The following is a 12,344-nucleotide window of genomic DNA, read 5'->3' as shown; positions in this document are numbered from 1 at the left end:
GGTCCGCGTCGGAGGGACCGCCGCTGACGAGATCCGCCCTCCGCTCCGGCCGGAGCCGGTGGGGAGGGCGGATCTCGTCAGCGGCCGACGGTGCGGATCAGCTGCAGGGCGTCAGGCGCTCCACCGCCTCGGACAGCGTGTCGGTGCTGCCGAGCAGGATCACCTGAGTCGCCTTGGACGCGGAGATGTCGGCGAGGACCGCCCGGGGCACGCAGGTGGGCTGGACCGCGAAGAGCGGGCTCCCGGTGAAGCCCGCCGCCGTGGCGCCGGCCAGGGCGTCGGGGAACTTCTCACCGGTCGCGAGGTAGACGGTCTCCGCCGAGGTGAAGGCCGCCTTGTTCAGCTTCTCCGAGGTGTCGTACCGGTCGGTCCCGCCGATGCGGGTGATCGACGGGCCCGTGATCGAGCGCTCGATGCCGTCGCTGACCGAGAGCGAGGATCCCGCGATGGTCAGCGTCCTGATCTTGAGGCCGCTGATGATCTGCTGGGTGAGGGGGTCCACCGTGGAGCCGGTGCCGTTGGTCAGCACCACCGGAGCGTCCTTCGCGCCGGCCGCGGCGCTGGCGCTCAGAGCATCGGGGAACTTCTCGCCCGTCGCCAGCCAGGCCCTCGAGGAGCCGGCGGGGAAGGCGTACTGCAGGATCTTCTTCGACGTGTCGTAGCGGTCGACTCCGCCGAGGCGCGTGATGTTCCTGTTGGTCGCGTACCCGGCCAGGTCGCTGTAGACCTGGCTGCCGACGCTGAGCTCGGAGCCGACGACGACGATCTTCGCGGGCTTGAGGCGCGTCAGCTCGGTGCGGACGACCTGGCTCATCGAGTCGCGGTCGACCAGGAGCAGCGGCCCGCCCGCCGTGGCCGCGGCGGGTCCGGCGCTGAGCGCGTCCGGGAAGTTCTGCCCGGTGGCGACGTAGACGACGGGGACGTTCGCCGGGAAGGTGCGCTTGGACACCTCGACCGCGGTGCCCTGACGGTCGGAGCCCGAGATGCGCGAGACGACCGGCGAGCCGGCGGGCGGAGCCGTCGGAGTAGTGGTCGGCGCGGGCGTCACCGGCGGGGTGGTCGCGGTGGCCGTGGGCGTCGGGGTGACGGGCGGGGTGGTGGGTCCGCTTCCGGTCACGCGGACCGCGGCGTCCGATGTGATGGTCGCTCCGCGGGGCTGCTGCACCCTGCCGTTGCTGACGCCGGTGACCTGGAGCAGGCTGCTCGCGCGGTCCTTGTAGGCGTCGTAGGCGCTGGAGGGGATCGTCACGGTGACCTTGGACTGGTCGTTGTCCGCGGTCACCTGGGCGGGGATCCGCTCGGTCCTGCTGGATCCGACGTACGCGGCGAGTCCCTGCAGGTCGTAGAAGCCGGGCTGGTTGGACTCGAGGACGACGGTGTCGCCGCCCTTGACCTCCGGCACCTCGGCGGCGTTGCTGTACGCGAAGTACGCGGCGCTGCGCTGGAGCGTCTGCGCGGTCCCGCTGAGGTCGACCCCGCCGACGCCGCCGCTGCCGGAGGCTCCCGCGACGGAGAGGGTGGCCGACGTGGTCAGCTCGTAACCGCTGTCGACCGGCTGGCCGATCGGCTCCCGGGGGTTCTTGATCGGCTGCTTCTGCGCGGTGATCTGCAGAGCGACGGTCCCGCCGCCGAACGAGGCGAGGGGCTGCTTCAGGTCGATGCGGAAGCTGCGGCTCCCGGATGCGAGGTTCGCCGAGCCGACCAGGTCGTAGTCCCCGATCGCCCAGTTGTAGGTCGTGAACGCCGGGTAGGAACCCGTCGGCCGAGCGGAGTCGGACAGCGTGACGTCGAGCCCGGTGACGTCGCCCGCGACGGGACTGATCTGGGCGGCCGAGAACGTCTCGGTGGTCGACCAGTTGTAGGGGCTCGTCAGAGCGACCATCCGGCTCTCCGCGGCGGCGGCCGCTCCGGCTCCTGTCGTCACTCCGAGGACGACGGCTGCCGTGCTCGCTACCGCGAGGGCGGTGCGCATCCACCTCGCTCGCGTCGTCGTCTGCGGTCGGGATGTGGTCATGGCGAGTTCCCCCTCGTCGTGGTCCTCGTGCCGAGCGCTCCCGTCGGCACGTCCGACCCTGTGCCCGCGCCGGGGCACACGTGTCGGTCAGGGCAGCCTAACCGTGCGGAGCAGCCTTCAGGGGAGGGCGGGACGGCGCCGACCGCCTCCCCCGCCGGCCGCCCCGTCATGAGAGTGGGCGTCGATGCTCGGATCCGCACCGGTCGACGTGGTCCTCCGGGCATGGCGGACGGCGCCTCGACCCCTTCGCGACCGAGGGAGGGGGACGGTGTCGAGGATCCTTTCGCCCTTTCCGTCCCCGACCGGGGCGCGGGGTCGAACCGTTGCCGATCGACGCCGGCGCGTCAGCCCTCGATCGGGACGGTCCGGCCGACCAGGCACGCGCCGGTCGCGATCGGTGCCGCGATCACCGCCCGCACCCCGCCGCTCTTCGGGCCGTACTGGCCGATGAGGCACGACTCGCCGAGCTTGACGGAGACCTGCACCGAGTCCGCGTCGAGCCCGACCGAGGTCTCGTCGGCCGTCAGCTGCATCGACTCGCGGGAGAACCCCGCTGCCACGAGCGCGTCGACGACGCTCGAGCCGCTCACCTCCGGATCGGGCTCGGCCGCAGCTCGGAGGGTCTGCTCGAAGACCGGGAGGTTCTGCTCGGTCGTCCCGCCCGGCACGAAGGCGACGGGTGCGGTGGACTCCACGGGTGCCGGCGCCTCGGCCGCGGAGGAGGAGACCACGGGGTCCGGCGCCGACGGCGACGTGCAGCCGGCGAGGCAGACGGCGAGACCGCCGAGCGCGAGCGCGATGCGGGCCGCTCGGTTCCGTGTCACGCCCGGCTCCTCCCGACCGGGACGGCTCTCGCTCCGGTCCCCCGGATCAGAACGGGGTCTCCCCGGATCCTACCGAGAGACCGGGAGCGCCTCCGCCGACGCCCACCGCCACCGGCGGCTCGGGTGCCGCATCGCCGCGGTCGTGGCCCGCCGCTCCCCAGTCCGCCGCCGGGGCGCCCTCACGTGGCGCCTCCTCGCTCCACGCCGGCTCGGCGGCGGGGGCGGGAGCGGAGGCGCGCCCGACGGTCTTCGTGAAGCTGCTGGTCCCCCAGGCGAGGTCGTGCCCGATGCCCTCGGCGGTGAGGACCACGTCGGTGCCGGTCTTGCCTCCCGCCTCCCAGGCCCTCACACCGAGCCGCCCGGTGACGAGGATCCGGTCGCCGCGCGAGAGGGAGGACAGCGCGTTGCCGGCCAGGCCGTTGAAGGCGGTGACGGTGTACCAGTTGGTCGAGACGTCGACCCAGCGCTGCTCCGAGCGGTCGTAGCGCCGCTGCGTCGAAGCGAGCCGGAAGCTGGTCATCGCGGTCCCGCTCGAGGTGTCGATGCTCCGGGGCTCGGTGCCGATGGTCCCGATGACGGTCAGGGTGTCGGTCATGGTCGTGTCCTCTCTACTCCTGCCCCGCCACGGCTGCGACGGGGACGGCGCCCGGGCGGAGGGGGCTGGTACCGCTCGGGCGCCGCAGGGCCAGTGTCGCGACGAAGGGCCCGTCTCCGAGGTGGAGGCGGGCCCTTCTGAGGAGAGGACGAGCGGATCGTCCCCTGTGGAGGAACGTCACGACGCGGTGATGTACCTCGAGTAGGACGTGCGGATCTTGTTCACCTTGGGCAGCGCGACCGCCATGCAGTAGCCCTGGCCCGGGTTCTTCGCGAAGAAGTCCTGGTGGTAGTCCTCGGCCGGGTAGTAGACGCCCAGCGGCGAGATCTCGGTGACGATCGGTCCGTCCCACCACTCGGACGCGCGGTCGCGCGCCGACTCGAACAGCTCCTTCTCCTCGTCGGAGGAGTAGAACATCGCCGAGCGGTACTGCGTGCCGACGTCGTTGCCCTGGCGGTTCAGCTGACGCGGGTCGTGCAGGGTGAAGAAGACGTCGAGGATCACCTGCTCGGGGATGACGTCCGGGTCGAACGTGACGGCGACGGCCTCGGCGTGACCGGTGCGCCCGGAGCAGACGTCCTCGTAGTCGGGCTCGGTCGTGCGGCCGCCGGTGTAGCCGGAGACGACGTCGGTCACGCCGTCGAGGACGCGGTAGACGGCGTCCAGACACCAGAAGCATCCTCCGGCGAGTACGAATGTGCGCATTGCGTGTGACTCACTTCCTGTCGCGTCGACGCGTCCGGGGTGCCGGAGGCGTCAGTCGGTCCAACACGCTCCCCGCCCCCTGCATTCCGCGGATCCTCCCCCTGCAATAGAGTCGCGGCGTGAGCTACGACGCCGCCCCCGCCCGCTACGACCGCGTGGACTACCGACGCACCGGACGGAGCGGTCTGCTGCTGCCCGCCCTGTCGCTGGGCCTCTGGCACAACTTCGGATCCGACCGCTCCCTCGACACGCAGCGCGCGATCCTCCGCCGCGCGTTCGACCTGGGCGTCACCCACTTCGACCTCGCGAACAACTACGGACCGCCGTACGGTGCTGCTGAGACGGCCTTCGGCCGCATCCTCGCGGAGGACCTCCGCCCGTACCGCGACGAGATCGTCATCTCGTCCAAGGCCGGATACGACATGTGGCCCGGCCCGTACGGGGACGGCGGCTCGCGCAAGTACCTGCTCTCCTCGCTCGACCAGAGCCTGCAGCGGATCGGCGTCGACTACGTCGACGTCTTCTACTCGCACCGGCCGGACCCGGAGACTCCGATCGAGGAGACGATGGGCGCTCTCGTCTCGGCGGTGGAGTCGGGCAAGGCGCTCTACGCCGGCATCTCCAACTACTCGCCCGAGCAGACCCGGGCCGCGCAGGCGGCTCTGGCGGGCAGCGGAGTCCCGCTCCTCCTGCACCAGCCCCGCTACTCGCTCTTCGACCGCGGACCCGAGGACGGCCTCTTCCCGGTGCTCGACGAGCTCGGCACCGGCTGCATCGTCTTCTCGCCACTGGCGCAGGGGCTCCTGACCGACCGCTACCTCGACGGCACCGTGCCGGAGGGGTCCCGTGCGGCGACGTCGCGCTTCCTCTCCTCCGACCGGATCGACGAGGCGTACCTGACGCGGGCCCGCGGCCTGAACGCGATCGCGCAGCAGCGCGGCCAGTCGCTGGCCCAGCTCGCCCTGAGCTGGGTGCTCCGGGTGCCCACCGTCACGAGCGCCATCATCGGCGCGTCGAGCGTCGCGCAGCTCGAGCAGAACGTCGCCGCGCTGGACGCCGGCCCCCTCTCGCAGGAGGAGACCGACGCGATCGAGGAGTTCGCGGTGCACGGCACGACCCTGCGCTGACGCGCGGGCGGGGATGTCGGTGGTCCGCCGTAGTCTGCGACAGCACTCGGCCGGTGGGTGCTCCGAGACTCGAGCAGGAGGAACCGATGTCCCTGTCCACGCTGCACGCCACCCGCACCCCGCCGACGCTCACCCGGGTCAACGCCCGGCTGTGGCGCGTGAGCACCGGCTCGGGCGCCGTCGTCGGTCACATCGAGCTGGTCGAGGATCCGCTCGGCGAGCGGTACCGCGCCCGGCTGCTGAGAGCGGGCATGCCCGCCGGCGCCGAGCTCGGCGAGTTCTGGAGCGTCGACGACGCGATCGAGGTCTTCCGCGTCGCCTGACGCGCCGATCCGCCCGGTCGGCGGCGTGCCGACCGGGCCACGGCGACCGCCCCGGATAGCGTTCGCCCCATGCAGTGGTGGAACGAGTTCATGTCCTGGATCCGCACGAGCGACGGGCACCAGGCGGTCTTCACGGCCGCTGTGGTCCTGCTGGCCGTGGTGGTCGGAGCGATCGTGATCGGCTCCGTCTTCCGCGCGTCGATCGCGCGACTGATCCGCCAGCAGGACCACGAGCGGAAGAACGCGGTCATCGCCACGCTCGTCGACGCCGCGGTCGACGCCTCCGCCTGGAACGTCCTCAGCAGCCCGGAGCGCGTCCTCAGCGACCGCGCGTCCGCGCAGGCCGAGACGCATCTGCGCCTCCTGCCTGTCAAGGGCTCCGGAGTCGCGGCCAACTGGGCCGCTCACGAGCTCGCCGAGCTGAAGCACACGTCGAGCACCGGCGGCTACCAGACGCAGGCCAGCGTGGGCGAGTTCCGCGACCGTCTCGTGCAGTGGCGGGACAAGCCCGGACGCGCCCGGAAGGCCTTCCTCGCCGACCTCGAGCGCTGGCGCTTCTCGGAGACCGGTCGCGACCGCTCCGCCGAGTCCGCACCGTCGTCCGATCGGGTCGCGAGCGCCGGCGAGTCCGCGCCGGAGCGCACCGCTCCCGCGGCCGCTCCGCCGACCGCCGTCGCGCCGGTCGTCGTCGGTGCGGGCTCCGCGTCCGGCGCAGCCCCGCAGACGCCCACGATCGTCCTCCCCGCGTCGGCCGGGGACGCCTCGCAGGAGGAGACCCGCCGCCTGCTCGCCGACGTCGACCGCCTGGAGGTGCCCTCGCGCGAGCGCCCTGTCGAGGAGCTGCCGCCCGTCGACCCGCAGCGCTCGGCTCCGTCCGCGGAGCAGCCGCAGTCCTCGGACGCGGAGCCCGACGCGATTCCCTCTGCGCAGGAGAACGGGGACCGTCCGGTCGTACCGGCGGAAGCCGACGACGACGCCGTGGTGCGAGCCGACGAGACCCGGTTCGAACGTCCCGCCTCGGACGACGACCGCCGCGAGGAGCACACGTCGGTCTGAGCCGCCCCGGCGGACGAGAGAAGGCCCCGATCGCGAGTGCGATCGGGGCCTTCTCCGTGGTGCGGGCGGTGCGTGTACTGACTAGCTGTGTGCATCACGTGCACGGGCGACTCGGCCGACCAGTACGGCGAGTGGCGCCGCGACGATCGTCCACGCGACGGCGATTCCACCGAGGATGGCGAGGAGCAGCATGGTCGTACCTCCGTTCGTTACGTCGTTGTAATTCCGGACACCCCAAGACTAGGTGCCTGACTGACACTCAAACGACATCGGGTGGGAAACACGCCGGTGTTGCCTCCGATTTGCCGGTGTGTTAATGGTGCAGCGACCGCGAGTCCTCGTCCGAGGGGCACCGGAGCGGAGAAAAACCCCGTGGGTGCCGGGCGTCACTCCTCGAAGGCGCGCGGGGCCGCCCGAGACGCGGCCCGAAGACGAGTGCGACGCGTCGTCGATGATCGACGGGCCATCGTGGAAGAGGACCCGGGACGGCGACCGGCGCGCTCCCGATCCGATGGTGCCCCCGGCAGGAATCGAACCTGCGACCAAGAGATTAGAAGGCTCCTGCTCTATCCGCTGAGCTACGGGGGCGGACTCCGACCACGATACCGAAGCGCGGGGGCCACGCCCGCCGGGGTCTAGGCGCCCCGGACGAGTCCCAGCACTCCCACGACCAGGGAGACGACGGCGAGGGCGAGCGAGACGCCGATGAGGACGGTGTGCACGCGGAGGAAGGTCGTGGCGCGGCCGTCCGCGTCCCGCGCCCGCGGGTCCTTGCGGACGCGGCGGAGGAAGGGCGGCCAGACGATCGCGTTCCACACGGCGTTGACGATCAGGAGGCAGCAGGCGAGCGTGATCACGAGGATCCAGTGTAGGAGGAGCGGGGCGGCCGGACCGGGTGTCGGCGGCCGCCGATAGACTGCCCCGCATGAGTAGCGCCCCCGACCGTCTTGTCTGGATCGACTGCGAGATGACGGGGCTCGACCTCTCCGTCGACGAGCTCGTCGAGATCGCCGTCGTCGTCACCGACTTCGAGCTGAACCCGCTCGACGAGGGGCTCTCCCTCGTCATCCGGCCCGACGCGACGGCGCTCGAGAACATGGGCGACTTCGTCCGGTCGATGCACGAGACCTCCGGCCTGCTGGTCGAGATCCCCTCCGGCGTCAGCGTCGCGGAGGCCGAGTACGAGGTGCTCGAGTACGTGCTCAAGCACGTCCCGGCGGAGCAGCAGGCCCCCCTCGCCGGCAACTCGATCGGCACCGACCGCGCCTTCCTCGCGAAGTTCATGCCGCGCCTCGACGGCCACCTGCACTACCGCAACGTCGACGTCAGCACGATCAAGGAGCTGGCACGCCGCTGGTTCCCGCGCATCTACTTCAACGCGCCCCAGAAGCACGGCGGCCACCGCGCCCTCGCCGACATCCTCGAGAGCATCCGCGAGCTGCAGTACTACCGCCGGGCCGTGTTCGTGGAGCAGCCGGGGCCGAGCACCGCCGAGGTGCAGGCCGTGTCGGCCGCCGTCGTGGACGAGTTCGCCTCGCGGATGTAGTACTCTCGTACAGTTGCTTCGGCGGGTCACCCCGTCGGAACACGCTCCTGGTGGGTATAGCTCAGTTGGCAGAGCGCCTGGTTGTGGTCTAGGAGGTCGCGGGTTCGAGCCCCGTTACTCACCCCAGTGGCTGTGCATGCAGCGGAAGAGGCCCGGAGTTCCGACTCCGGGCCTCTTCGCACATCCGGCGACCGGCAGCGATCGCCGACGCAGAGAGGTCCCGGATGCTCGAGCTGGACGAGAACGCCTTCGAAGCCCTGGTCGTCTCCGAGCTCGACGCGCTCCCGGACGACATGGTCGACGGGCTCGACAACGTCGTGTTCGTCGTGGAGGACCGGCCCGAGGACGGGACTCTGGATCTGCTCGGCTACTACGACGGCGTCGCCCTCACCGAGCGCGAGCGCTACGGCTTCGGCGAGATGCCCGACCGCATCGTGCTGTTCCGCGAGCCGCACCTCGCCGCGTGCGACGATCTGGACGCGCTGCGCGACGAGATCCACGTCACGCTCGTCCACGAGATCGCGCACTTCTACGGCATCGACGACGACCGGCTGCACGAGCTCGGCTGGGCCTGACCGCCGCCGAAGGAGAGCCTCCCACCGGCCCCCGCGCGTCGCCGCGCTGGGAGGGGACCCCTCAGCCGCGCACCGCTCCCGCGCCGCCCGTGTCCAGCACGAGGTCGGCGTGGTCCCGGGGCTGCTCCCGAGCGCAGTAGGAGCGGAAGTCGCGGTCCCAGGCGTCCCAGTGCGGAGCGAAGAGCTCGCCGTCGCGGTCGAGCGCACGCGTCCGCCGCACGTCGTCGTCGGCTTCGAGCCAGACCACCAGATCGGCGTGACGGCGCGCGGCGGCGCCGGCCGACCCGCAGCCCTCCAGCACCAGAAGCGTCTCGCGGACGACGCGGCACCCGGCCGTCGTCTCCGCGGCCCAGTTCCAGGGCCGCCAGTGCGCTGCGAGGCCGAGACCGTGGGGGCGGACGAGCGTCGCGGCCGTCTCCCGCGACGCCCGGTCCAGGCCCGTCCAGCCGGGGTAGAGGTCGTCCATCCGCACGAGCACGACGGACGGTGCCGCCGGCACGAGACGGAGCTGCTCGACCAGCGCGCGCGCGAACGTCGACTTGCCGGAGCCGCTCGGTCCGTCCAGCAGCACCGTCCGCCGGCGCCGGGCGATCACGGAGCGGGCGAGGTCGCGCGCCGTCCGATCCGTGAGCGGCGAGATCCGCTCAGCCATGCAGGACGAAGCTCCAGGAGCCGGTGACGACGGAGGCGGTCACGGCGACGGCCGCGATGAGCACCCCGCCCGCGAGCAGCAGGACGTCGCCGGATCCGAGGCGCGACTGCCGCGCCCAGGTGCGCGGGATGCCGGAGCCGAAGCCCTTCGCCTCCATCGCCGTCGCGAGTCTGCTCCCCCGGCGGATGGCCAGCACGAGCAGCGAGAACGTGCGGGCCGCGAGGCTGCGGAGGGCCTCGACGGGCCCGCGGCCGTCGGCGACCCCTCGGGCCCGGCGGGCCATCGACAGGGTGCGCCAGTCGTCGACGAGCAGGCCGACGAGCCGCATGCCGGCGAGAGCGCCGAGAACGAAGCGCGAGGGCAGGCGCAGGATCTGCGCGAGGCCGTCCGCGAGGTCGGTCGGGTCGGTGGTGGCGATCAGGACCACGCTCGGCAGGCCGATCGCCAGGACGCGCAGCGCGATGGCCAGCCCGAGGGCGACCGATCCCTCCGTGACCGAGACGATGAGGAACTCCGCGAAGACGGCGCCGCTGTCGCGCCCGTAGAGGATCGTCGAGAGGCCGGCGAGCGGAGCCGCGATCCAGACGGGAGCCGTCCGCCGCACGAGCTCTCCCGCGCGGAGCCCTGCGAAGGGCAGAACCAGCAGCTCGAGCGCCAGCGCGGTCGCCGCGGAGACCGGATCCACCGTGAGCAGGAGCGCGAACGCGATCACCAGGCTGGCGAGGAGCTTCGCGACCGGGTTGGCGCGGGCGATCCGGCTGCGCGCGGGAACGGAGTCGAGGAGCGTCATCCCGACACCGCCTCGCGGGCGCCGAGGGTGAGGACCGAGTCGGCGAGGGCGGCGACCAGCGCCTCGTCATGGGTGACGGCGAGCACCGCCGTGCCCGCGTCGCGCTGCTCGGCGAGGAGATCGACGAGCACCTCCCAGGTCAGGCGGTCCTGCCCGAACGTCGGCTCGTCGAGGACGAGCACGGACGGCGACCGGGTGAGAGCGGACGCGACGGCCAGGCGCCGCTTCTCGCCTCCGGAGAGGGTGAAGGGGTTGGCGTCGGCGAGGTGCGCGAGGCCGAGCCGCTCCAGGAGCTCCTCCGCCCGATGCCGCTCCGCCTCGTCTCGGGCGCCCAGCGCGAGCTCGGCGCGGACACGGGCGGTGAGGAACTGGTGCTCCGGCTCCTGGAACACCATCGCGATCCGTCCGGCGAGCTGGGCCGAGGTCCAGCGGATCGGCTCGGGGCCCGCACCGGCGCGGAGCGATTCGGAGGCGGTCACCCGCCCCGCGACCGGCGGCAGGAGACCGGCCAGCGTGAGCGCGAGGGTCGATTTCCCCGCGCCGTTGGGTCCCAGCACGGCCGTGGCCCGCGCGGTGTCGACGGCGAGGTCGAGCCCGGAGGCCACGACGCTCGCGCGGCGGCGCCCGAGAACGGGCCGGCCGATGGCGAGGCCCTGGGCGCTGAGGGCGGCGGGCGACGGCAGCGCGCTCGCGGCGCGCCGGGCGGGGACGTCTCCCGGAAGCCAGACGCCGGAGGCGCGGAGCACGTCGTGCGCCCGATCGAGGACCTCCGCCGGAGCGCCGTCGGCGACGACCGCGCCGTCCCGCCCGAGCACCACGACCCGGTCGACGAGGCCGACCCAGACGTCGACCCGGTGCTCGACGACGATCAGCGTCGCTCCCGTGCGGGCGGCCGTGCGCTCGACCGCCGCCCGCACCTCGCGCACGCCGTCCGGATCGAGGTTGGCGGTGGGCTCGTCGAGGAGCAGGAGCCGCGGACGCATGGCGAGCACACCCGCCAGGGCGAGCCGCTGCTTCTGCCCGCCCGAGAGCGCCGAGGTGGAGTGGTCCAGCGGCACGTCGAGTCCGACGTCGCCGAGCGCCTCCCGCACTCGTCCGGGTATCTCCTCGCGCGGCACGCCGAGGTTCTCGCAGGCGAAGGCGACGTCGTCGCCGACCCGCGCGAGGACCGCCTGGGTGTCCGGATCCTGCAGCACGAGCCCTGCTGCACCGCGCCGGGTGAGCGGCGCCGCTCCGTCGATCTCGAGCTCGCCGGCCGCGGAGCCGTCCTCCTCCCCGCCGAGGACGCCGGCCAGGGCGTGCAGCAGCGTGCTCTTGCCCGCGCCGGACGGGCCGAGGAGCAGCACGCGCTCCCCCGGCTCCAGCGCGAGATCGAGACCGGTGAGGGCGTCGCGGGAGCGTCCCGCGTGCCGCCAGCTCCAGCCCCGCGCCCGGACGGAGGCGCCGCTCATCGAGCGCCCGCGCCGGCTCCCTCGACCGTCCGGCCCTCGCGCCCCGAGGCGAAGCGGTCCAGCGCTCCCGAGGCTGCGAGCCCCCGCACCGCGAACCAGGACAGCAGCCCGGCCAGGAGCGCGCCCGAGACGATCGAGGAGGCGACGTAGACGGTCTTGAACAGCGCGTCGTTGACGGCGTAGTACGACAGCAGGTCGTTGATCGCGAGGGCCAGCCCCGCACCGGCGCCGGCCAGCATCGCGACGAGCGGACGGCCGCTGCGGTAGAGGAAGAGCGCCAGGACGATCTCGGCGCCGAGTCCCTGCACGAGTCCGGAGATCAGCACGGTGAAGCCCCACTGGGTGCCGATGAGAGCCGACACGGCCGCGGCGACCAGCTCGGTGTAGAGCGCCGCTCCGGGCTTGCGGATGATCAGGCCGCCGAGGACACCGGCGAAGAGCCAGCCGCCGCCGAGGAGACCGCCGAGTCCGGGCAGGAACTCGAAGGCGAGGCCGAGGACGTTCGTCGCCAGGCCCCACGCCCAGAAGACGATCCCGCTCGCGACGGCGACGACGCTCGCCACCACGATGTCGACGACCCGCCAGCGCAGATCGCGCCGGGCCGGGCCGGAGGAGGTGAGATTCTGCGCGTTCGTGTTTCGCGCGTTCGTGTTCTGCGCGTTCGTGTTCTGCACTGACGTGCCCTT

At 72.5% G+C, this 12,344-nt stretch carries 14 protein-coding genes and 2 tRNA genes; 6 read left to right on the top strand and 10 right to left on the bottom strand.

Annotation, left to right across the window (positions count from 1 at the left end; translation table 11 throughout):
• Positions 1-97: 97 nt before the first annotated feature.
• The 4 genes from C5D08_RS04625 to msrA all read right to left on the bottom strand — a co-directional run bounded on the left by C5D08_RS04625 (position 98) and on the right by msrA (position 4,138).
• A complete protein-coding gene (locus tag C5D08_RS04625; RefSeq protein ID WP_146082490.1) occupies positions 98-2,014 on the bottom strand; it encodes a cell wall-binding repeat-containing protein in 1,917 nt (638 codons plus the stop codon).
• A 344-nt stretch (positions 2,015-2,358) separates the two neighbouring features.
• Positions 2,359-2,838 carry a DUF6993 domain-containing protein gene (locus tag C5D08_RS04620; protein ID WP_104276035.1) on the bottom strand — a complete coding sequence of 160 codons (480 nt, stop codon included), beginning with the start codon at positions 2,836-2,838 and terminating at the stop codon, positions 2,359-2,361.
• A 46-nt stretch (positions 2,839-2,884) separates the two neighbouring features.
• The gene (locus C5D08_RS04615; RefSeq protein ID WP_104276034.1) at positions 2,885-3,433 is read right to left on the bottom strand and encodes a single-stranded DNA-binding protein; all 549 of its coding nucleotides are present in this window, start codon (positions 3,431-3,433) and stop codon (positions 2,885-2,887) included.
• Between the two features lie 177 nt (positions 3,434-3,610).
• A complete protein-coding gene (gene msrA, locus C5D08_RS04610; protein ID WP_104276033.1) occupies positions 3,611-4,138 on the bottom strand; it encodes a peptide-methionine (S)-S-oxide reductase MsrA in 528 nt (175 codons plus the stop codon).
• A gap of 119 nt (positions 4,139-4,257) precedes the next feature.
• Here msrA and C5D08_RS04605 point away from each other — a divergent pair, with 119 nt between their 5' ends.
• The 3 genes from C5D08_RS04605 to C5D08_RS04595 all read left to right on the top strand — a co-directional run bounded on the left by C5D08_RS04605 (position 4,258) and on the right by C5D08_RS04595 (position 6,644).
• The gene (locus C5D08_RS04605; RefSeq protein ID WP_104276032.1) at positions 4,258-5,265 is read left to right on the top strand and encodes an aldo/keto reductase; all 1,008 of its coding nucleotides are present in this window, start codon (positions 4,258-4,260) and stop codon (positions 5,263-5,265) included.
• Between the two features lie 86 nt (positions 5,266-5,351).
• Positions 5,352-5,588, top strand: a complete 237-nt coding sequence (locus C5D08_RS04600; RefSeq protein WP_104223715.1) for a hypothetical protein — start codon at positions 5,352-5,354, stop codon at positions 5,586-5,588.
• A 69-nt stretch (positions 5,589-5,657) separates the two neighbouring features.
• On the top strand, positions 5,658-6,644 hold the full coding sequence (locus C5D08_RS04595; RefSeq protein ID WP_104276031.1) for a hypothetical protein: 987 nt from the start codon (positions 5,658-5,660) through the stop codon (positions 6,642-6,644).
• Between the two features lie 512 nt (positions 6,645-7,156).
• Here the strand turns inward: C5D08_RS04595 and C5D08_RS04590 are convergent.
• Together C5D08_RS04590 and C5D08_RS04585 are read right to left on the bottom strand one after the other, a co-directional pair.
• Positions 7,157-7,232 (bottom strand) — tRNA-Arg (locus C5D08_RS04590).
• A 47-nt stretch (positions 7,233-7,279) separates the two neighbouring features.
• Positions 7,280-7,501, bottom strand: coding sequence for an SCO4848 family membrane protein (locus tag C5D08_RS04585; RefSeq protein WP_104223717.1), 222 nt, complete (start codon positions 7,499-7,501; stop codon positions 7,280-7,282).
• A gap of 68 nt (positions 7,502-7,569) precedes the next feature.
• Here C5D08_RS04585 and orn point away from each other — a divergent pair, with 68 nt between their 5' ends.
• The 3 genes from orn to C5D08_RS04570 all read left to right on the top strand — a co-directional run bounded on the left by orn (position 7,570) and on the right by C5D08_RS04570 (position 8,765).
• Positions 7,570-8,190 (top strand): oligoribonuclease, encoded by a 621-nt coding sequence (gene orn, locus C5D08_RS04580; RefSeq protein ID WP_104276030.1) that lies wholly within the window; start codon positions 7,570-7,572, stop codon positions 8,188-8,190.
• Positions 8,191-8,240: 50 nt separating this feature from the next.
• Positions 8,241-8,316 (top strand) — tRNA-His (locus C5D08_RS04575).
• 98 nt (positions 8,317-8,414) lie between these two features.
• Positions 8,415-8,765: a metallopeptidase family protein gene (locus tag C5D08_RS04570; RefSeq protein ID WP_104276029.1), complete on the top strand. Its 351-nt coding sequence runs from the start codon at positions 8,415-8,417 to the stop codon at positions 8,763-8,765.
• Positions 8,766-8,826: 61 nt separating this feature from the next.
• Here C5D08_RS04570 and C5D08_RS04565 read toward each other — a convergent pair whose 3' ends face one another.
• The 4 genes from C5D08_RS04565 to C5D08_RS04550 are packed head-to-tail and all read right to left on the bottom strand — an operon-like array spanning position 8,827 to position 12,332.
• Positions 8,827-9,417 carry an AAA family ATPase gene (locus C5D08_RS04565; RefSeq protein ID WP_146086077.1) on the bottom strand — a complete coding sequence of 197 codons (591 nt, stop codon included), beginning with the start codon at positions 9,415-9,417 and terminating at the stop codon, positions 8,827-8,829.
• The gene (locus tag C5D08_RS04560; RefSeq protein ID WP_104276028.1) at positions 9,410-10,207 is read right to left on the bottom strand and encodes an energy-coupling factor transporter transmembrane protein EcfT; all 798 of its coding nucleotides are present in this window, start codon (positions 10,205-10,207) and stop codon (positions 9,410-9,412) included. Before C5D08_RS04560 ends, C5D08_RS04565 begins: the two co-directional genes overlap by 8 nt.
• Positions 10,204-11,658 carry an ABC transporter ATP-binding protein gene (locus C5D08_RS04555; protein ID WP_104276027.1) on the bottom strand — a complete coding sequence of 485 codons (1,455 nt, stop codon included), beginning with the start codon at positions 11,656-11,658 and terminating at the stop codon, positions 10,204-10,206. Before C5D08_RS04555 ends, C5D08_RS04560 begins: the two co-directional genes overlap by 4 nt.
• The gene (locus tag C5D08_RS04550; protein ID WP_374953947.1) at positions 11,655-12,332 is read right to left on the bottom strand and encodes an ECF transporter S component; all 678 of its coding nucleotides are present in this window, start codon (positions 12,330-12,332) and stop codon (positions 11,655-11,657) included. Before C5D08_RS04550 ends, C5D08_RS04555 begins: the two co-directional genes overlap by 4 nt.
• Between the last annotated feature and the right edge of the window lie 12 nt (positions 12,333-12,344).

This window comes from Rathayibacter sp. AY1B6, from assembly GCF_002932755.1.
In the GTDB taxonomy this organism is placed as follows: domain Bacteria; phylum Actinomycetota; class Actinomycetes; order Actinomycetales; family Microbacteriaceae; genus Rathayibacter.
Note: the sequence above shows the minus strand (reverse complement) of the source record. Positions and strands in the feature narration are given on the sequence as shown.